Annotated in this window: 18 protein-coding genes and 1 riboswitch; of the genes, 6 read left to right on the top strand and 12 right to left on the bottom strand. The window is 40.0% G+C overall.

The window, feature by feature from the left end; translation table 11 throughout:
- The first annotated feature begins 2 nt into the window (after positions 1–2).
- Positions 3–929, top strand: coding sequence for a lytic transglycosylase domain-containing protein (locus tag LA313_RS04690; protein ID WP_228913508.1), 927 nt, complete (start codon positions 3–5; stop codon positions 927–929).
- Positions 930–986: 57 nt separating this feature from the next.
- Here LA313_RS04690 and LA313_RS04685 read toward each other — a convergent pair whose 3' ends face one another.
- Positions 987–1,688, bottom strand: coding sequence for a TlpA family protein disulfide reductase (locus LA313_RS04685; RefSeq protein ID WP_228913507.1), 702 nt, complete (start codon positions 1,686–1,688; stop codon positions 987–989).
- Between the two features lie 152 nt (positions 1,689–1,840).
- Positions 1,841–2,356 carry a tetratricopeptide repeat protein gene (locus LA313_RS04680; protein ID WP_228913506.1) on the bottom strand — a complete coding sequence of 172 codons (516 nt, stop codon included), beginning with the start codon at positions 2,354–2,356 and terminating at the stop codon, positions 1,841–1,843.
- Positions 2,357–2,521: 165 nt separating this feature from the next.
- On the opposite strand from LA313_RS04680, the gene rpmH reads away from it, so the two are divergent.
- Together rpmH and carB are read left to right on the top strand one after the other, a co-directional pair.
- Positions 2,522–2,680: a 50S ribosomal protein L34 gene (gene rpmH, locus LA313_RS04675; protein WP_083961569.1), complete on the top strand. Its 159-nt coding sequence runs from the start codon at positions 2,522–2,524 to the stop codon at positions 2,678–2,680.
- A gap of 104 nt (positions 2,681–2,784) precedes the next feature.
- A complete protein-coding gene (gene carB, locus LA313_RS04670) occupies positions 2,785–5,637 on the top strand; it encodes a carbamoyl-phosphate synthase large subunit (RefSeq protein ID WP_228913505.1) in 2,853 nt (950 codons plus the stop codon).
- A 73-nt stretch (positions 5,638–5,710) separates the two neighbouring features.
- Here carB and LA313_RS04665 read toward each other — a convergent pair whose 3' ends face one another.
- Positions 5,711–6,967, bottom strand: coding sequence for a porin family protein (locus tag LA313_RS04665; protein WP_228913504.1), 1,257 nt, complete (start codon positions 6,965–6,967; stop codon positions 5,711–5,713).
- A gap of 155 nt (positions 6,968–7,122) precedes the next feature.
- Here LA313_RS04665 and LA313_RS04660 point away from each other — a divergent pair, with 155 nt between their 5' ends.
- On the top strand, positions 7,123–7,500 hold the full coding sequence (locus LA313_RS04660; RefSeq protein WP_228913503.1) for a DUF423 domain-containing protein: 378 nt from the start codon (positions 7,123–7,125) through the stop codon (positions 7,498–7,500).
- Positions 7,501–7,531: 31 nt separating this feature from the next.
- On the opposite strand, the gene LA313_RS04655 is transcribed toward LA313_RS04660, so the two are convergent.
- From LA313_RS04655 to LA313_RS04625, 7 genes are all read right to left on the bottom strand, one after another.
- Positions 7,532–8,110: a hypothetical protein gene (locus tag LA313_RS04655; RefSeq protein WP_228913502.1), complete on the bottom strand. Its 579-nt coding sequence runs from the start codon at positions 8,108–8,110 to the stop codon at positions 7,532–7,534.
- 128 nt (positions 8,111–8,238) lie between these two features.
- A complete protein-coding gene (locus LA313_RS04650; protein ID WP_228913501.1) occupies positions 8,239–9,204 on the bottom strand; it encodes a bile acid:sodium symporter family protein in 966 nt (321 codons plus the stop codon).
- Positions 9,204–9,749, bottom strand: a complete 546-nt coding sequence (locus tag LA313_RS04645; protein ID WP_228913500.1) for an acyl-CoA thioesterase — start codon at positions 9,747–9,749, stop codon at positions 9,204–9,206. The genes LA313_RS04650 and LA313_RS04645 overlap by 1 nt, the downstream gene beginning before the upstream one ends.
- A 97-nt stretch (positions 9,750–9,846) precedes the next feature.
- Entirely contained in the window at positions 9,847–11,247 is a 1,401-nt protein-coding gene (gene rmuC, locus LA313_RS04640; RefSeq protein WP_228913499.1) for a DNA recombination protein RmuC, read from the bottom strand.
- A 30-nt stretch (positions 11,248–11,277) separates the two neighbouring features.
- Positions 11,278–11,994: an ABC transporter ATP-binding protein gene (locus LA313_RS04635; RefSeq protein WP_333473547.1), complete on the bottom strand. Its 717-nt coding sequence runs from the start codon at positions 11,992–11,994 to the stop codon at positions 11,278–11,280.
- A gap of 89 nt (positions 11,995–12,083) precedes the next feature.
- Entirely contained in the window at positions 12,084–13,115 is a 1,032-nt protein-coding gene (locus LA313_RS04630; RefSeq protein WP_228913498.1) for a FecCD family ABC transporter permease, read from the bottom strand.
- Positions 13,116–14,240, bottom strand: a complete 1,125-nt coding sequence (locus LA313_RS04625) for an ABC transporter substrate-binding protein (RefSeq protein ID WP_228913497.1) — start codon at positions 14,238–14,240, stop codon at positions 13,116–13,118.
- Between the two features lie 80 nt (positions 14,241–14,320).
- Positions 14,321–14,649, top strand: a riboswitch (cobalamin riboswitch).
- A gap of 29 nt (positions 14,650–14,678) precedes the next feature.
- Between LA313_RS04625 and LA313_RS04620 the strand changes: the two genes are divergently transcribed.
- Together LA313_RS04620 and LA313_RS04615 are read left to right on the top strand one after the other, a co-directional pair.
- Positions 14,679–16,511 carry a TonB-dependent receptor plug domain-containing protein gene (locus LA313_RS04620; protein WP_228913496.1) on the top strand — a complete coding sequence of 611 codons (1,833 nt, stop codon included), beginning with the start codon at positions 14,679–14,681 and terminating at the stop codon, positions 16,509–16,511.
- A 3-nt stretch (positions 16,512–16,514) separates the two neighbouring features.
- A complete protein-coding gene (locus LA313_RS04615) occupies positions 16,515–17,582 on the top strand; it encodes a YncE family protein (RefSeq protein WP_228913495.1) in 1,068 nt (355 codons plus the stop codon).
- A 286-nt stretch (positions 17,583–17,868) separates the two neighbouring features.
- Here the strand turns inward: LA313_RS04615 and LA313_RS04610 are convergent, their stop codons facing one another.
- On the bottom strand, positions 17,869–19,329 hold the full coding sequence (locus tag LA313_RS04610; protein WP_228913494.1) for a S41 family peptidase: 1,461 nt from the start codon (positions 19,327–19,329) through the stop codon (positions 17,869–17,871).
- Positions 19,330–19,402: 73 nt separating this feature from the next.
- Complete coding sequence (locus LA313_RS04605) at positions 19,403–20,851, bottom strand: S41 family peptidase (protein WP_228913493.1); 1,449 nt, start codon at positions 20,849–20,851, stop codon at positions 19,403–19,405.
- Positions 20,852–20,903 lie beyond the last annotated feature (52 nt).

Here is a 20,903-nt window from a genome sequence, read left to right as displayed (position 1 = left end):
ATATGAAAGCGAAGAATATACTTATTGGAGGAAGTTTGCTGGTGATCTGTGGATTGGGAATAAATGCCGTGCAGGATGCACCAAGTGATGAAGTCCAGGAGAGGAAGATGATCAATGATTATAATGTCTATGCTCTCCCGATGCCCGAGGATCTTGAATTTGCAGGAGAAGAGGTGCCAATTGAAATTCCCGATGTTTATGAAAGAATGGACAGGGAGCTGTTAGTGAATACTTATTGGCAGTCAAATACCCTTTTATTGCTCAAAAGGGCAAACAAATATTTTCCCGTTATAGAGCCAATTTTAGCTGAATATGGAGTGCCAGATGATTTTAAATATTTGGCAGTAATAGAAAGCAGTCTTACCAATGCTGTTTCTCCCGCGGGAGCACGCGGATTTTGGCAGATCATGGAAAGTACCGGAAAAGAATATGGCCTGGAGATCAACGACAATGTTGATGAGCGGTATAATATTGAGAAATCCACTCGTGTAGCTGCCGAATATCTTAAGAAGTCTAAAGAGCGATTTGGAAGCTGGACTCTTGCCGCAGCAGCATACAATGCGGGGAATTATGGTGTAGATAAGCAGAGGGACCGACAGGATGTTAGAGATTATTATGACTTACTTCTTGGCGAAGAGACGGGGCGTTATGTTTTCAGGATCCTTGCATTAAAAGAGATTATGGAGAACCCAAAGAAGTACGGGTTTAACTTTAGGGAAAAGGATCTTTACCAGGATGTCCCATCCTATAAAGTGAAAGTAGATACGGCAGTGAGCGATTTTGCCAGGTTTGCACAAGAATTTGGGATTAACTATAAAGTACTAAAGATCCACAACCCATGGTTGAGGGAAGCTCATCTTAATAATAAATCCAGGAAAGAATATCTTATAGAACTACCTGAAGATGGGTATTATTCACCTGCTCCTTAAATCTGTTTCTAAGAAACTGATTTCTGACAAACCGTAATGCAGGGAGATTCTATGGATTTAGGGCGCGTTGCTTTCTTCGGCCGTGGAATACCGGCTGCTTTCGTCAATCAATAACAGGGAGAGAGCACTGGAGAGGGAATCGTAATTGATGTCAAAAGATTTTTCAAATTCAATTCCGTAGGGATGAGATATTTTCCTCCTAATATCCAGTATCTTTTTGTTTTTGTCCAGTAGGAATGATGTTGGCAAACCTAAAGAGTGCTTCATCATCTTCACCACATAAGGGCTGTTATTCTGCATTTCATCGACATACAGAATTTTTATATTTTCATGGTAATTTTTTGCCAGTTTTTTTGTGGTTCTATGATCATCCCAGAATAACATAACGAAATCAACCTGTTCGCCATACTTTTCGGCTAATATATTTATGGCGGGTATTTCCCCTTCTGTAGGAACGATCCAGGAAGCATAAGTTGTGAGATATACGGGCTTCTTGAATTCATCCAGGTGAACCGGTTTTTTTCTAAGATCTTTTACCTTGAAGTTATCTAGGCGGGTTCCTTTTAGACCATAATCAACCAAGGAATCAAACAGGAAATCTGCCCGTTCCATATTCTGAGTGCGGTAGGCTTTATCTGCGTGTTTTTTATATTTTCTCAGGTGAAGGCCAAGAGCTTCAGAGAAAGTTATCTGGTCCTCTTGAGCAAAAGATGTCAAAAAAAAAGAGAAGGTAAGAGTAAAAAGTAAAATTTTCCTCATCTAGTAGTTAGGGGTCCAAATTCTGCGCTAAATTACAGAACTAATCCTACAGACTAAAAAATACTCGTTTAACTACAGGGAAATTGGTTGAAATGCGGAGACCTGTTCTTAGCAGGAAATCTCCAAAGTAAAAGGTTTCTCAAAGAGATTTTTTAGATCTTTTTCATCTGCTGCTTCATCATCTTGATCTGTTCATCAAGCATGTTGTGTTTGTCCAGCTTTTTAGCTTCTTGCAGCAGCATTTGTGCTTCTCTCTTTCTACGTTTGGTCATGGCAATCCCGGCCAGGTTAAGTTTTGCCATAGCGAGGTCCTGCTTCATGGAAAGCCCCAGCTTAATAGCCCTTTTAAAAAACTTTTCGGCCTGGGTCATGTTCGTCTGAGAAACCATTAATCCGTGCAGGTACCAGTAGTAACCCTGTTGATTTTGAGTGAGTGCCTTTTCTGGATCTTTGATCTTGTCCAACCACTTTTTGGCGCCGGGAAAATCCTGCTTCCGAAGCCTCAAAAAAGCCATAAGTATCATTTCATTCTTGTAGTAAAGGAAAACGAAAATACCTGCTAACAGGAGTAAGAAAATCCCATTCCCGATATTACCTTCAAAAAATTGCCATATTGCAATGACGACGAGAATAGCTGTAATGATTAACTTATAGACTTTATTGAACATTTGCAGTTGATTTTAAAGGCCGCAAAGGTATAAAAAACAATTGGAAATTATTTCATTATAGGGTTTGCCTAAGTAAAAACTCTTTGTATATTTGCCCGCAGTTTTAGGAGGAGGTCCTAAAACAATTTTTCAAAGCGATTTCAAAGAAGATTAAAGATAATTATCATGAAAAGAACGTTTCAACCATCTAAGAGGAAAAGAAAAAATAAGCACGGTTTCAGAGAGCGCATGGCAAGTGTTAATGGAAGAAAAGTGCTGGCTCGCAGAAGAGCAAAAGGAAGAAAGAAATTATCTGTTTCCTCTGAGCAAAGGCATAAACACTAGATGATAAATTACCGAAAATAATAAAGGTGTTACTTTTTTAAGTAACGCCTTTTTTTATACCCTATTGGTTCCTATTTTTACAAACACCACACAAATATTTTCTCATGCCGAAGAATGAAAACCTAAAGAAAATACTTATCATAGGATCTGGACCAATAATCATTGGCCAGGCTTGTGAATTTGATTATGCCGGTGCACAAGCACTAAAATCATTGAGGGAGGAAGGGATTGAAACAGTCCTGATAAACTCAAATCCTGCCACTATCATGACCGATCCTTCAATGGCAGATCATGTTTATCTCAAACCGCTTACTACAAAAAGCATCATTGAGATCCTTAAAGAGCATAGCGACATCGATGCGGTACTTCCCACCATGGGAGGACAAACAGCTTTGAACCTTTGTATAGAAGCAGAGGAAAAAGGGATATGGAGTGATTTTAATATAAAGTTGATCGGGGTAGATATTGATGCTATCAATATTACAGAAGATCGTGAAAAATTCAAGCAATTAATGGTCCGCCTTGGGGTGGGGGTGGCCCCGGCACAAACAGTCACTTCTTTCCTTAAGGGAAAAGAAGTAGCCCAGGAATTTGGTTTTCCACTGGTGATAAGAGCTTCCTTTACCCTAGGGGGAAGCGGTGCCTCTTTTGTTCATAAAGAAGAAGATTTTGATGAACTGCTAACAGCAGGTCTTGAAGCTTCTCCAATCCACGAAGTGTTAATAGATAAGGCATTACTGGGATGGAAAGAGTATGAGCTGGAATTGCTACGTGATAAGAATGATAACGTGGTGATCATATGTTCCATCGAGAACATGGATCCTATGGGAATACACACCGGGGATTCTATTACAGTAGCACCGGCCATGACGCTTAGCGATACCTGCTTCCAAAGAATGCGGGACCTGGCCATTAAAATGATGCGGAACATTGGAGATTTCGCGGGAGGCTGTAACGTTCAGTTTGCCGTAAGCCCCGATGAGAAGGAAGAGATTATGGCCATTGAGATCAATCCGCGGACTTCCAGGTCTTCGGCTCTTGCCTCAAAAGCTACGGGATATCCTATTGCAAAGATCGCTGCCAAACTTGCAATTGGTTACACCCTTGATGAACTTCACAATCAAATTACAAAATCGACTTCAGCTTTATTCGAACCAACCCTTGATTATGTGATCGTAAAGATCCCACGATGGAACTTTGATAAATTTGAAGGTAGTGATCGTACTCTTGGCCTTCAAATGAAATCTGTAGGAGAAGTTATGGGAATTGGACGATCTTTCCAGGAGGCTCTTCATAAAGCCACCCAGTCTCTCGAAATTAAAAGAAATGGACTTGGCGCCGATGGTAAAGGATATACTAATTATGATGTAATACTTGATAAGCTCAAAAACGCCAGCTGGGATAGGGTCTTTGTCATTTATGATGCTATTCAGCTGGGAATTCCGCTAACCAGGATCCATGAGATCACGAAGATCGACATGTGGTTCTTAAAGCAGTATGAGGAACTTTATGCCCTTGAGGTGGAGATCTCTAAATACAACATTGACTCTTTACCCAAAGATTTGATTTTGGAAGCTAAACAAAAAGGTTTTGCCGACAGGCAGATCGCTTATATGGTAGACTGTTTGGAAAGCCAGGTTTATAAGAAAAGGGAAGAAATGGGGATCAACCGTATCTATAAACTTGTTGATACTTGTGCAGCCGAATTTAAAGCAGAAACTCCTTACTACTATTCCACTTTTGAAGCCGATATTGAGACTAAAGATGGGGTGAGATATGTGGAAAATGACAGTAAAGTTTCAGAAAAAAGAAAAATTGTGGTGTTGGGGTCAGGCCCTAATCGAATAGGACAGGGAATCGAATTTGATTATTGCTGTGTACACGGAGTTCTGGCAGCCAAGGAGTGCGGTTATGAAACCATCATGATCAATTGTAATCCTGAAACTGTTTCGACCGATTTTGATGTCGCCGATAAACTTTATTTTGAACCTGTATTTTGGGAGCACATCTATGACATAATTCGTCATGAAAAGCCGGAAGGTGTCATTGTTCAATTGGGAGGACAAACTGCCTTAAAACTTGCTGAAAAACTTGATCGCTACGGAATAAAGATCATTGGAACCAGTTATGAGTCTCTGGATCTAGCCGAAGACAGAGGGTCTTTCTCAAAGCTGCTTCAGGAAAATGAAATTCCTTATCCCGATTTTGGGGTAGCTGAAACAGCAGATGAAGCCCTGGCTCTTGCAGATGAACTTGATTTTCCAATCCTGGTGCGCCCTTCATATGTACTTGGCGGACAAGGGATGAAGATCGTGATCAACAAAAAAGATCTTGAGGCAACTGTTGTAGACTTGCTTCGGAAAATACCAAATAACAAACTTCTTCTGGATCACTATCTCGACGGTGCTATTGAAGCTGAGGCAGATGCTATTTGTGATGGGGAAACAGTACAGATCATTGGGATCATGGAACATATCGAGCCTTGCGGAATTCACTCCGGAGATTCAAATGCCTTACTTCCACCATTCAATCTTGGAGACCTGGTACTTCAGCAAATAAAAGATCATACAAAAAAGATCGCACTTGCGCTAAATACGGTTGGTTTGATCAACATTCAGTTTGCTATTAAAGATGACAAGGTTTTCATTATAGAGGCAAATCCAAGAGCCTCCCGTACAGTTCCTTTTATTGCAAAAGCATACGGGCAACCCTATGTAAATTATGCGACTAAAGTGATGCTTGGGGAAAATAAAGTGACCGATTTTAAATTTGAACCCAAACTGGAAGGATACGCAATTAAACAACCTGTGTTCTCTTTCAACAAGTTCCCGCATGTGAACAAGCAGCTGGGGCCCGAGATGAAAAGTACTGGAGAAAGTATTCTGTTTATTGACAGTTTAAGAGACGACACTTTCTATGAGTTATACTCAAGGAGAAAAATGTATTTGAGTAAATAGATTGACTTTAAAGAAGAGAAGTTTATTAAATAGCCTGTTCAGATGAACAGGCTATTTTTATTTAATGAAGTGCTTAGAACAAGGTATATCCTGCTACTATGGCAAAAGAATGGTTTTGGTGTAGTTTATATCCTCCGTTGTCAGCTAGCGGGCGGACAGGGAAATATCTTATTTCCAGGCTTATTTTTTCACTATACCTGTAACCAGCTCCGGCAAAGAAGGTTGGCTGCCACGACTGGTTAAAGTCAAAATCAGAAATTTCGTTATCTGCTTTATTAAGAATTGTTGAGGAGTTGAAAATTTTATTTATACTGGCTCCTACATTTATATACATCTTTAAGCTGTTAGCCTTATCCATATACATATAGTATCTAAGTCCCATTGGTAGATCCAGGATCTTATAGTCCATGTTGACTAGAGCCTTATAGCCTCCCGTTGCATTAGGATTTGAAGGGGTAGATTCCTTGGTTGCAACTATTATTTCCTGATCTGCCTGGTACTTGGAAAAAGATGGTTCCAGGTAAACCGCTACCTTTCGATTGACCATGGGAAGAATATATTCTATTTCTAATCCTATTTTGGGATCAACCTGATATTGAAATTCTTCCACTATATTATGTACGTCCTGCTCCATTCCAAAATTTGAGAAATTAACTCCCGCTTTTACCATTAAGTTCAGATCTCCTTTTTCTCGGAAGTAGTAAGTATCATAACTACTATTAGTACATTTAAAATATTTTTGAAAAATATCCATTAAATCTGTACGGTTATATTGTAAATTCTTAAGGTCATTTTCAGATAAATTATCACAGAGGAGAAGGTTCATTAACTGTTGTTTGTACCTGTTATTCTTTCGTACTATATTATCTCCTGTAGTATATTTTTTAAAGACTAGCTGCTCAACTTCTCCACTCGGTTTTTTAATAAAAAATCTCTTTAGTTCACCGTCCTGGTAGTACAGGAGTGAATAATTTCCTGCTAATAAAGTTCTCAGAAATATAGTTTCTTCCTGAAATATAGGATTTCGGACCCCACTTATATTATCAAGGTCTTCTGAAGATCGATCTATGTTTAGTGTTTCTCTCGTATATCTATGGTAATCCCCAATTCCAAAACCCTTGATAGCCTCAGTACCGGCAGATTGAACCTCGCTATCTGGAGCTGTTTTATACTGGACCTTGTCGGGATTACCTGCCAATTCATTGAATTTTATATATGAGGTGGAGGTCTGCCCGGTTTGATGGATAATAAAACCTTTTTCAAAGATGACCTGAGAAAAAGAAGAAGCACAAATAAGTGCAAAAAGAGTTATTAGAAATAAATTTTTCATGGAAAACTGTAACATTGTTAATATTTTTAACAATGTTACAGTTTTCAGAGATAAAAAAATATTTTTCCAAAGGTTTTGTCCATAGGGCAACTATAAAGTTCCTAACCTTAGTGCTTTAGATTTTATATTTGATACTTTCGTAAAAATGTAAAATAATGAAAGAACTAGTGCTTGTAATTGGAGGAGTTTATGGAGCCCTCGCGGTCGTTTTTGGAGCTTTTGGAGCTCATGGGTTGAAAAAATATCTCGATGATGATCAACTTAAGAGTTTTGAGACAGGAGTGAAGTATCAAATGTATCACGCCCTATTATTGATTATGACTGGAATTATTTTTCCTTTTGTGGGATATTCCCAAAATCTCATGGGGTGGTTTCTAATCCTGGGAGTTTTCTTTTTCTCCTTTAGTATTTACGGCCTTGTCTTATCTTCAGCTAACGGTCTAAAAATGTCATTTTTAGGACCTGTTACTCCTCTGGGTGGATTACTGCTGGTAATGGGGTGGATCTTGTTTACTGTGAATGCTGCCGCGTAGCATTTAATATAATTCATTGCAGTTTTTTAATTTACAATTGGGATGAATTGCAGTTAGAGTTGTAGAACTCCACCATAGGCGTCAGCCCATTTCTCATCCTGAAATCTTTATTCTCTATTTTTTGTATAAGCTCCTTACAATCTGCAAAATACGCAAGGACCTTATTCTTCAAATTATTTATAAGGGGATCATATAAACCTAACAAGGTGAGGTTCTTTTCTGTTGGTTTTTTGATGTAATATTGAATTGCATTCATATCCATAGCAGGTCCTGCGAAACCTGAGGAGCGTACAACTCGGGTAACTCCATACAATTCGGCGTTTTTCCCTTTGGCGAGTTGTTGGAACGCTTTGTAATCTTTGTCATCTTCAAGACGAAAGAATCTATATGTTCGAATGTCATCACTGTCAAACATGATCTTGACATAATTTAATTTTTCAAAATCTAATTTTATCGACTTTCCGTTAGATTGGGTTTTGTATTTGAAGACTTTTCTTTGCACATCGCCAATAATTCCAACAAGAGAGTCTCCTGTTTTCAAGCCGGCGACAGCAGGTCGATATTGAGCCAGGCATGAGAAGCCAGAAGACAAAATAAGAGCTATTAGCAATAAGAAATTTTTGTTAGAAGGTCTTTTTATTATCATAATTCCTTAGTATAAATGGGATTTGAAGCTTTAATATCCACTGTGGAAATTTAAAAAATTAAAGGAATCGTGATGAAGTTTTTTATTAAAAATTACAACTCAGGAGTTTTAGTCGATAAGCGCTTTCTATAACCTTCAGCAAAGACCGCAATCACCAGCAGCTGCAAGATGTGGTAAAGCATAATTGGTAGCAGGTATAAAGCATTTGCAGCACTGTTTCCGAAGATCACTTTCACCATTACCGACCCATGAACCAGAGACTTTTTTGTACCGCAGAATTTTGCTGTGATCTCATCTTCAGTGGATAGATTCATCCACCGGGATACCACTCCCAATCCGAAATAAACTACAAAAAATAAGACGGTAACCATAAGGGTGAGCTTTAGCAGATCCACCAAACCAACTGTGCTGAACAATTCCGAAGCAAAGGCACTGCTAAAACTGGAATAGACGATCAACACGATTACCGACTTGTCAAAAAGGCTGATTTTCTTAGAGTTTTTTCGGGCAATATTTCCTAAATACTTCTGAAGGGAAAGTCCGGTTACAAGAGGTAAAATAATTTGAATTACCAGCTTTTGCACTACAGCTCCAAATTCAAATTGGGAAGAGGAAGCCATGAAAACACTCATCCACAGGGGTGTAGCTATGATCCCTATAAGCCCCGAAAGGCTGGCATTAAAAATGGCCGTAGGAATATTACCTCTTGCCAGGGACACCATTACAATTGAAGAGCTTACAGTAGAGGGAAGACTTCCCAAAAAAAACAGGGCAAGCCAAAGGGATGAACCTGTTCCCCCTTCAAAAAATGGAATAAATGCAAGCACCAGCAGCGGGAACGCGATATAAGTAGTTAGCTGGATTAAAATATGAACCCGGTAATTATAAAATCCCGCTTTAAATTCTGCCGGGGAAAGTTTTAATCCGTAGAAAAAGAAGATGAAACCTATACCTATGTCAGTAATGAATTTTAAGGGCAGGACTTCCGGGCCTTCCGGAAGGAACCAAGCCAATAGGATAACAAAAAGTAAGGCAGCAATGAATCCGTTAAATTTCACTAATCTTCAATTTTGACATTATAGGTCTCGACAATGTGCAGGTGCTCTTCCGAGACAAAATCTGTTTCAGTGAACTCCTTTAGACGAACTCTTTTATTATCGTACCTCTTTATACTTTTGGCAAACCTTCTTATGTCATCTGTGGATTTGAGAATAAGCCCGGGAACTTTGACCGATTTTCCGTCACTGTCTTTTGCTACCATAGTAAAATAAGAAGAGTTACAGTGTTTTACTTCTCCCGTCTGGATATTTTCGGCTTCAACACGAATCCCGATCTGCATGGAAGTGCTTCCCACAAAATTCACCGAGGCTTTCATGGTTACCAGTTCTCCGATCTCGATGGGTTTTAGGAAATCGACAGTATCCACACTGGCTGTAACACAGTAGACACCCGAATGCTTTGAAGCGCAGGCAAAGGCGATCTGGTCCATGAGGGAAAGCACATAGCCTCCATGCATCTTACCGTTGAAGTTCGAGTGGGAGGGAAGCATTAGTTCAGAAATTGTGACCTGTGATTCGGCAACAGTTTTAAAGTCTTTGGTCATTTTATATTTTGATTCAGTAGGTTTATAAATTCATTTATTATGTGAGGCTTATCGCAAAAGTTATGAGAAAGAAGTTGAGCTTAAATAACTTCAAGCTTTAATTTAGCTGATTTTGTGAATCTTCCTCATTTGTGCGGGAAAGCCATTTTTGTGAAAGTTTTTGTTTTGGAGAAATACCCAAAGCTTCCAATTGATCAATATCCTTTATAAGGTTCTGTTGACCCGTTAGTTTCTTCATAGCATCATCGTAGGCTGTGGTTGTGGACTTCAATCTCTTTCCAACCGTTTCCAGCTCATCGAGTAGCAACTTGAATTTATGGTACAATGAAGCCGCATGATTGGCGATCTCCAGCGCATTTTGCTGTTGTTTTTCATTGCTCCATAAAGTATCAATTGTCCTAAGCACCGACAACAAGGTGGTGGGACTCACGAGCAGGATATTCTTTTGGAAAGCTGTATAAAAAAAGGAACTGTCGAGATTTTGGGCCAGGTACAAAGCGGGCTCAACCGGAATGAACATGAGCACAAAATCGGGCGACTCCATTTTATACAGATCTTCATATTTCTTTGAACTCAGGTCCTGGATATGACTGTTAAGTGAGCGCAAATGATCTTTAAGGAATCGGGCCCGTTTTTCCTCGTTTTCTTCATTTACATACCTTTCATAGGCCACAAGGGAAACTTTGGAGTCGATAACCATTCTTTTGTCACCGGGTAAATGAAGGACCACATCGGGAAGCAATTTCTTGCCGTCTTCGGTTTCGTGAGACTTTTGCAAAAAATATTCCCGGTCTTTTGCCAACCCCGATTTTTCCAGCACCCGCTCCAGGATCAATTCTCCCCAATTCCCCTGCGTCTTGTTTTCACCTTTAAGCGCCTTCGTGAGGTTGTTCGCTTCCTCACTTATTTTAATATTTTGCTCGTGTAAATACTGAAGCTGTTTTCCCAGCTGTGCATGGCGTTCAATAAAATCATTTGAGTTTTTCTCCACTTTATCCTCAAAAGTTTTGATCTTTTCCTGAAGCGGGTACAGGATCTGTTCAATATTTTCTTTGTTGATGCTGGTAAATTTTTCTGATTTTTGCTCCAGGATCTTGTTGGCCAGGTTCTCAAATTCTTTGCTGAATTTCTCCTGAAGTTTTTCCAATTCTCCTTTTTGATCTTCAAGTTTCGACTGAAGGTTTCTGTACTCCGAATTTCTTTCGGTCAACTGGGTGCTTAAAAGGTCTTTTTTGTTCCTTATTTCTTCCCGTTCCCTGCAGGCGTCCAGGAATTGCTTATTTACCGCTTCTTTTTCCTCTTTTCCCTGTTCCTTTAGCTGAAATACCTGTTCCTGAATTTGAGTTTTGTATTCCTGAAATTGATTATTCAGCTGTTCATTCCTTTCTTTCAGGACATTCTGAATGCTTTTACTTCTAAAATTGGCTACTAAATAACCTATAAAGGTTCCGAAAATGAGAATTGAAAAGGCAGTTATAAGGAGGATGGGTTCTGTCATGAGCAGCAGGTTTGCTCAAAGATACTATTTTCAGGTTTTTATTCTGAAGGATTCCGTAGTCCTGTCAAAAACAATCAGGTCCTGGGGGAAGATGCTCTCAAAATGCCCTTTTTGGATGAGCTGTTGCGGAGTGTCCTGGACGACTTCTTTTGGTTTCATCAAAATGATCTTGTCACATAATTGCAAGGCCAGGTTGATCTCATGAGTTGCAAAGATCACGGCTTTTTGAGTGCTTAAACTTAGATCTTTCAGCAGTTTTAGCACCTGTGCTTTGTGGTACATGTCAAGATGTGAAGTGGGTTCATCGAGGATCATCAAAGGAGTGTCCTGCGCCAGCGCACGGGAAATAAGTACTTTTTGCATCTGTCCGTCACTTAGCTCATAACATTTTTTGGTCTGTAGTTCCTCGATCTTTACCAAAGCCAGGGCTTCTTTTACCCTTTTTCGATCCTCTATGGTCAGGCTGCCTATCCAGTTGGTATAAGGTTGTCTGCCAAGGGCTACCAGTTCTGGAACGCTAAGGTTTTTTGATAGCGGCTGCTCGGTGAGGACAAGGCTTATCATCCTTGCCAGCTTTTCGGAAGAAATATTTTCCCGGTTTTCCTCCTTGATCTCAATCTTTCCTGAAAGTACTTCCTGAACGCCACTTATGGTTCTCAAAAAGGTAGATTTTCCGACGCCATTAATTCCAACCACCGCTACTAATTCTCCTTCATTTACAGCAATATCAATTCCTGAAGCAACTATTGTCTCCTGTTGCTTTTTCCTGTAGCCTATTGTGAGGTCTTCAGTGCTTAAGATGATATTTTTTGTTTCCGTTTCTATTTTGTAAGATATTAAAAAAGGAATTTTCTTTTCCTTACCAGGAGCCAGATCACCACAGGAGCTCCTACCAGGGAAGTTATAGCATTTATTGGTAAAGTGTGTTCACTTCCGGGTAATTGGGCGACAATATCGCATAACAACATGAGAATAGCTCCTCCTAAAACCACGGCGGGAAGCAGGATCCTGTGGTCATTAACGGGGATTACCTGCCTTATCAAATGAGGCACCGCAAGTCCCACGAAAGCAATTGGGCCTGCAAAGGCTGTTATACTACCCGCCAGTAAACTGGTCGATATAATTAGAAGTGCCCGGTTTCTGCTAATGTTCATACCAAGGCTTCGGGCGTATTGCTCTCCCAGTAATAGGGAATTAAGATTTTTTATGCTGAACAGAGCTATGCCAATACCCAAAAACCAGAAAAAGCTTAAAATTCCGAGTTCATTCCAGCTTAGGTCGCCAACACTTCCGTAAGACCAAAAGACATACTGCTGCAATTGTGCCGCGGGACTAAAATATGCAAGCACGCTCACAAGGGCCGAAGTAAGACTGGCAAACATTAGCCCTATAATGAGAATGGCCATAGTGTCCTTTAATCTTACCGATGCCAGCATTACTGCCAAAAGAACAAGCAGACTTCCCAGGCTGGAAGCAATTACAAGGCCCCACTCCGAAAAGAGGACGCTTGCAGCAACTCCGCCAAACATAGTTGCTCCCATAAGAACTAGCGCTACTCCCAGGCTGGCCCCGCTGCTTAGTCCCAGCACGTATGGCCCGGCCAACGGATTCCTGAACATAGTTTGCATAAGCATCCCGCTCACCGCAAGCCCAGAACCCGCCAAAACAGAGGTGAAGGCTTTTGGAATGCGGTACTCCATGATAATATAGGTCCAGCTGTCATTGCCTGCTTCCGAAGAAAACAGGACCCCAAGAACTTCCATAAATGGGATGTTTACAGAGCCAAGACTTATATTTAAAAACCAGACTGCAACTGTTGCTACCAGCAGGAGAATGAATACGGTGGTATAAGTGCGGGTGGTTTGCAATTATTCCATGGGTTTATAAAATGTGGTATTGTAATCGGGGAGCAGCTGCGGATGGAAAATCGAGATGAGGTCTTTTAAGACCAGGTCGGGCCGCATTGGGGCAAGTTCGTAAAAAACAACTCCGCCGGTTTCCCCTTTTTCACTGGCAAAAGTGTAAATATTTTGGTTCTTGAAAGCTTCAAACCGGGTATAATGTTGAGAGGCATTTTTTAGCTCTTCATAAGAGGTGAACTGTGCCGGCCCTACCCAAAAATCGGCATGAGCTGCTTCGGCCAGGACGGTTTCAAAAGATAAGGAAAGACTCCCTGTGCCTTCGGTTTGACCAAAATGGTAGTTCGCATTGGCGTCTTTGATGAACAAAGCTTGCCATGAATTACCTGCAGGCAGGTACCATTGATCTTTATACATGGCGCCGGCCACTACCGTAGGAGTTTCTTTAGCTTCTTTTGCCAGTTCCCTGGCAGCCAGATATTCCTGTTCCACCTCTTCAAAAAAGGCATTTGCAGTCTCCATTTTTCCCAGGAAAGCACCAAAGAATTTTATCCATTCCACCTTTCCAAGGGGCGAACTTTCAGTCCAGTCTGCATTAAAGACCACGGGAATTCCACTTTTTTGGAGGGTGTTAAAGCTTTTGTTGCTGCCGTCAATGGAGAAACCAATCACCACATCGGGCTTCAGGTCGAGCAGGCTTTCGGTATTTAAGGCTTCATTTTTACCCACTTCCTTGATTTTACCTTCAGAAATAAGTTTGCGTGTTTTTTCAGAAGAGATGTAATCCAGACCGGGGAAACCTATCAGCAATTTCTCGGCTTCTAAAATTTCGAGAGACGGGATGTGAGTGGTGGAGGTAACCACAATTTTTTCTACAGGGATTTTAATCCTTTCGTCAAATTTGATGTTCTGTGACACATCAGCACCTTCTTCTGCCAGCAGGTAACGATATGTTCTGTCTGCATTGGGCCATGGATTTTCTACGGTAATAATCATATGATCCCCAAAATCAACAATGTTTAATCCTGAAGCATACTTCACCTCAACCTCTTCTCCTTCCCGTGTAAGGATGGGTTTTTTCTCCTCTTTATCGGGCCTGCAACCCAAAAAGGCTACAAAAAGTAAGAGGATCATTATGTAAGAAGTTTTTCTCATTGACAGTTCAAAAGTAAGATTATTTAAAATTAATGAAGCCGGAAGCGCTGAAATGTTTATTTTCGCTTTGAAATTTTGGTTCGATTGTTTCTGAAGCAATTCAGAAGAAAAGACATCGATTAAAAGGGAATCAGGAAAGTTGAATTACGATGTACGAATTTAGAAGTACGAAGTTCATTCAACTTTGAAGGAGACTAAGGAGATAAAATTACTGTGTACTTCCAACTTCTAAAATCTACCTTCAAACAAGCCTGAGCTGTTCCCGCAACTGTAAGCTTAGTCCGCGGCGGCGGATGCCTTTGTACACTTCATACCACTGTTCCAATTGGGATGGGAAGGTTAACAAAAGGACGCGAGCCAGGAGACCTGCCATTTTCATTAATTAAAACCTTTGGCTTTCGGGAAAAAAGCCTGCGGATGATGAAAAAAAGCGTCTTCTACATTTTATTTTTAGTTCTGTTGTATTCCCATCCGGGATACAGTCAGCTTGATTCTATTAACCATCTGGACGAAGTGGTGCTAAGTGATGTTCACCTTTTTCGGAGGTCTAACAGCAATACCATCCAGGTGCTGAATGATTCTGTACTGGAGCATAATTCGCCTGCTCTTACTTCTATCTTAAAATTTCACAGCCCTATCTATTTTAGGGAGAACGGTCCCGGGATGGTGGCTTCGGCTTCATTTAGAGGGACTACTGCTTCACAAACAGCTGTGATATGGAATGGCATCAACATTAATTCGCAATTTACCGGACAGACCGATTTTAATACTATTCTTACTTCTGGCTATGAGAACATCGCAATAAGGTCTGGCGGGGGCAGCGTCTTATATGGTAGCGGAGCAATTGGGGGAAGCGTCCATCTCAACGACCGCTTTAGGTTTAACAATGGCTTCCAAAATAGAGCTCAAATACGTTACGGCAGTTTCGATACATATTATGGCAATCTTGAATCTGAATATTCGAAGGAAAATCTGAGCGTACAACTGAGTATATCTAAGAGTGGAAGTGAAAATGATTTTCCTTACCCGGGATCGAATAAATTAAACGAAAATGGAGATTACTCCAATACAGGAATTAATGCAGCAGTTGCTTATTTGTTGAATCCATCAAATAGTCTAAAGTTCTATACCAATTATTACATTGGGGAAAGAGGGTTTTCGGGAACCCTTACTGCACCTTCCAAAAGTAAGTACGAAGATCTTAACAGCAAAAATTTACTGGAGTGGAGAAGTTACGTGGGCAATTTTACTTCCACTTTGCGCCTGGCCTATTTGGATGAGGAGTATAAATATTTCGAAAACAGGAATCGGGAGGAATATAGCTACGGTAGATCCAAATCGGGCATTGCAAAATATGAACTCGAGTACCGGCTCCATTACGACAAAAAGCTATTCGCTCTTTTAGAATACCGTAAAACCAGGGGGGAAGGAACAAATATTGAGGCAATTCAGGAAAGAAATACAGGTTCGGCAGGTCTTCTGTTTTCTCATGACCTTTACCCTTTTAGGTATGAATTAAGTGCACGAACCGAATTTTCCGATCGTTATGATTCTCCCTTGCTTTTTTCGGCCGGTGCTTCTTATGCGGTTACCGAAGATTATTTGGTGAAACTGAACATCTCGCGCAATTACCGGATTCCTACCTTAAATGACCTTTTTTGGTACGCCGGCGGAAACCTGGATCTGCGCCCGGAAAATTCCCTGCAGGCAGAGGTAGGTCAGGAATTGAATTTTTCAAACCTGAAGTTAACCGTAACTGGATTTGTCATAAATACTGAAGATTTGCTTCGTTGGGTTCCAACTACAAATGGTATGTGGCGACCCGAAAATACGCAGGAAACCCTGAATTATGGTCTGGAAACAACTGCCGATTGGAATAAGAATTTTAACGGCCACCTTCTAAAGATCAATTCCACTTACTCCTTTACAAAGGCCGTCGATCAAAAAACTGAAATGCAGCTAATTTACGTTCCGCTGCATAAAGCAACAGCCTCTGCCGGTTACGGGTTTAAAAGGTTTAGCAGCTATTTTCAATTTTTATACAATGGGGAAGTTTATACATCTTCAGATAATAAGTATTCGCTGGATCCTTATTATATCGCCAATGCCGGTGTAACCTATGATCTTTTAAGGGATCATCTTGAAATTGGATTTGAGGCCCAGAATATTTTCAACACTTCATATCAAAGTATGCCGTCCCGGCCAATGCCCGGAAGAGCCTATTACAGTTCATTAATTTTTAAATTCTAACCAATGCAAACCAGAAATTATTTTTACCTGATCTTTATTCTTTCAATTCTTACTTCTTGTGAGGCCGATGATGATAGTAATCCGGAGCCGGATAATTCGGGCACTTATTCAGAAGGTTTTTTTGTGCTTAATGAAGGTGTATTTGGACAGGGGAACTCCTCGGTATCTTATGTAGATCCTGCCAATGAAGAAATAAGTCAAAATATATTTTCGGGTGTTAATGGGGTAGATCTTGGAGACACAGCTTCAGACCTGGGTTTTTATGAGGATAGAGTATTCATGGTGGTAAATGTTTCCAATAAAATTGAAGTTGTAGAAGATGGCACCTTTTTAAAGATGGCAACTATTGAAAGCAACCTGGAAAACCCGCGAAAAATAGCCTTTTTGGATGGTATGGCTTATGTGACGAATTGGGGAGACGCTTCCAATCCTTTAGATGATTATGTGGCTGTTTTTAATGCCGAGACTTTTGAGTTTATTACTAAAATTACCGTGGAAGAAGGCCCGGAAAATATTCTCGCTGAAGGAAACAGAATCTTTGTTGCACATAAAGGAGGATGGAATTTTAATAATACCATTAGTGTGATTTCGGGAAGTGATGTCGAAGAAGTAATTGAAGTGGGGGAAGTGCCTAATTCATTGGCTGCAGGAAATGGGTTTTTATGGGTATCATCTTCAGGCTTACCCAATTATGCGGGAGAAACGGCAGGTTCCATAAGCAAGATAGATCTTTCTACTCTTGAAGTAGTGAAGAGGTTAAAAGGTGCTAATGCGTCCTGGCATCCGGGAAATTTGACCCTGGAAAATGATCTTGTCTATTATACCCTGGGTGCAGAGGTTTACAGTTTTTCCACAGGGGAAGAAATTCTACCCTTAGAACCAGATTTTATCATGGAGGAGGCAACGAATCTATATGGATTTAAATTAAATGATGGGAGGATTTATGCAGCTTCTGCGAGCCCGGATTATACGGGAGATGGAAAATTATTTATATATGATGTTGCTACCGGTAATTTACAGACAACCTTTGATACAGGGATTAACCCTAATGGAGTTTTCTTCAATGAATAATTTTCAATAGGTAGTGCTAATTAAGAAGGCTGTCTAAAAAGTTATTTTAGCCAGCCTTTTTTTGTCTGTATAGGGGACGTGTACTTTTAATACTTTTCTTCACAATGTTAAGGTTTAATAAGTGGTCTGTTATGCTCCTTTAGGAAACAACAATTCCAATTTTAATAATTTATTCCTGACCGATTAGCCTTAATTAAAAACGTTGGATGCCAGATAATTTTTTATATAAAACAAAAAGAGGCTGCCTTTTCAGACAGCCTCTTTTTTGGATTTATTTGTTTCCTTATTAAAGGTTTAAGGAACTCGGAAGTTTTTCGATATACATTTTTTGATAGGTAGGATCAAACATTTCGCTTTCCCCAAAAGTCCTGAAATTTTCCTCAGCTCTTTTCATTGTTGCTGTAGTCTGTTCCTGTGGAATTCCCAGGATGTCGTTAAGGGCAACTTTTAAAAGCGGTTCTGATGGATCTCCTAAAGTTCCATAGTCCCTTAAGTTTTCTTTTTTAGTGATATCAGGAGCAAGTCCTTCAATATAGTCAGATACTCCTGCAGAGTTCACCGATTTCAAAACAAGGGGTTGAATTGCATAGGTGTGATTAGGGTTCGCATTTTCACGACCAAAGTTGGAGGAATCGTATAATGTTACGGAAGCCTGAAATTTTCCGGTTGTATTTGTTCCCACCTGGACTACGTCGATGTAAGGATCAAGACCGTTGATCACCAGTTCGCTGGCCGATGCTGAGCGACCGGAGGTAAGGACATAGACCTTTCCTAAGCCCAGACTACTAATAGCTTCGCCGGTTCTTATTTTATTGTTGAATCTGTTTATATAGCTCTCAGGATCCCAGGCTCTCTGATATTTTGCATTCCACTGCTCTTTCATGAAAATTTCTCCTTCGAACTGACCTGTGATCATACTGGCAAGATCGACAGCACTTTCAACGCTTCCACCGCCATTATATCTCAGGTCAAGTACAAGTTCCTGCACTCCCTGCGCTTTAAGATCAGTAAAAGCAGCATTTAATTCGCTGTCAAAATTCCCCGTAAAACTGTTATACATGATGTAGCCTACATTGATCCCTTGTACCTCAAGCACCTTGGAGATCAAAACAGGATTTTCAGTGTATTCCACAGAAGTTAGAGACACTGTTTGATCGGTCATCTCAATGTATCCCGCATCATTAATCTTACCCAGGTTTATAGTGTAAGAATCTCTTCCCAGCAGTGAAGAAAGATTGTTTTCATTCATCTGGATACCATCAATTTCGGTGAAAAGATCACCTCTCTTGATCCCTTTTTCTTCGGCTGAAGTTCCCGGAAGCACATATTGAACAATTCCAAAAACGTCGGTGGTATTACCAATATAACCTAATGAAAATTTCATTCCGTTAGAAAGACTTTTTCCTGCAAAGCTGTTTTCAAGGGCTACATAGTCTGATGTCATAAAACTAAAGCCATCCTGAGATGATTTCAGGTCTTCATAAAGATCCAAAGGAGTATCAAAAGGCTCTAAAAAGCTCCTTAGCTCTGCATTTGTAGAAAAATAATTGTCGGCCAATTCTGGAACGTCTGCCTTATATAAATAGATCTCGTTCATTCCTGCGTAAATGAACTCTTCTATCTCAAGGTTAACTTCTTCTTTTTCTTCTTCTTTTTTCTCTTGTGGTTCTTCAACTACATCGTCATCCTTGGAGCAGGAGGTGAAAAATATTCCCAAAAGGAATACTGGTAAAAATAACTTCTTCATTTAAAAATTTATTTAGTGGTGGTTAAAACTAAGACATTAATGACTGGTTCAAAAGAGAATTCTAAAATAATTGTTAAAATGTTACATTCTGTTCGAAAAGTGGCAACGGCTCTTCTGAATACATTTTTTGATAAAGCGGGTCGTACATTTGGTTTTCTCCTAACACTTTAAGCTTTTTACTATTCAAATTCATGGTAGGCTCCCTTCCTTCGATTATGTCCAGAACTGCTGCAAGTAAGGGCTCCTGGGGATCGCCAAGAGTTCCGAGATTTCTAATACTCTCACTTATTTCATAATCTGGTGTAAGTCCGTTGACATAGTCACTTACATTATTTGCATTGAGAGTTTTATATATCAAAGGTTGTACCGCATATGTATGCCCTGCATTTGCACCGTTTCTCCGGAAATCTGGCGAGTCATAAAGGGTAGTGGAAGCCTGGAATTTTCCTGTTGTATTTTCTCCTACCTGTACAACTTCAATGTAAGGTTTTAGGCTGTTGATCAATAATTCACTCGCCGAAGCTGTTCTAAGGGTGGTAATAAAATAAACCTTTCCCAATCCAAGGCTATTTATAGCAGCGCCGGTTTTTATCCTGTCGTTAAAAAGGTTGATAAGACTTTTGGGTGCAGTAGTTTCCAGAAGGATTTGATAGTCTTCATTCCACTGTTCCTTACTAAATATCTCCCCTTTAAACTGTCCTGTGATCATACTTGCCAGGTCACTGGCAGTTTCCACAGATCCACCGCCGTTATATCGCAGATCCACGACTAGATTTTCAATTCCTTCAGCTTTAAACATACCAAACGCTTCATTAAGAGCTTCATCAAAGCTACTGGTAAAACCGTTATACATGAGATATCCCACATTGCCTTCAGGAGTATCTAAAACTTCTGCTATATAAACAGGGTTTGAAGAATATTCTTCTTTTTGAAGGGTAACGGTTTCTCCTGTAGATGAGATCTCATCCTCATTTATTTCTGCAAGACCTATGGTATAAGATGCAGGTTGTAGTAGTCGAAAATAATTTTCTCTTGTAAGCTGGACTCCATCTACAGTATTAAAAAGATCTCCTCTTTTAATACCTTTTTCTTCTGCTGAAGTATTTGGTAATACGTACCTAACATAACCCAGAACTTCCTCTGAAGTTTCAGAATAAGCGATGACTCCATATTGCATTCCGTTGGTAAGATTAATGCCATCCAAAGATTTTTCAAGCTTTTTGTAATCTTCCACCAAAAAACTGAATTCATCATGATTGGCTATAAGGCCATCGTAGAAAAGATTTTCTGGAGATGAAAAACCTTTCAGGAATTCATCAAGTTCTGCCTGTGTGGCAAAGCGATCATCGGCAAGATTAGGAACATCTGCTTTGTAGAGATACATATCATTCATCGCACTCCAAATAAAGTTTTTAATTTCGAGATCATTGGCTGGAATGAAAACATCGTCAAGATCATCATAACAACTTACGGTAAGTAGGAGCAGAAAGAGACTAAAGAGAAGGTTTCTGGTAGTTTTCATAGCTTTATAGACAATTAGGTGTGTCTAAATTTAGTGGGAATAATTAAAATTT

The organism is Salinimicrobium sediminilitoris (assembly GCF_020866905.1).
GTDB classification, from domain to species: Bacteria; Bacteroidota; Bacteroidia; order Flavobacteriales; family Flavobacteriaceae; genus Salinimicrobium; species Salinimicrobium sediminilitoris.
The sequence above is the reverse complement of the archived record's forward strand: the minus strand, read 5'-3'. Positions and strand labels throughout refer to the sequence as shown.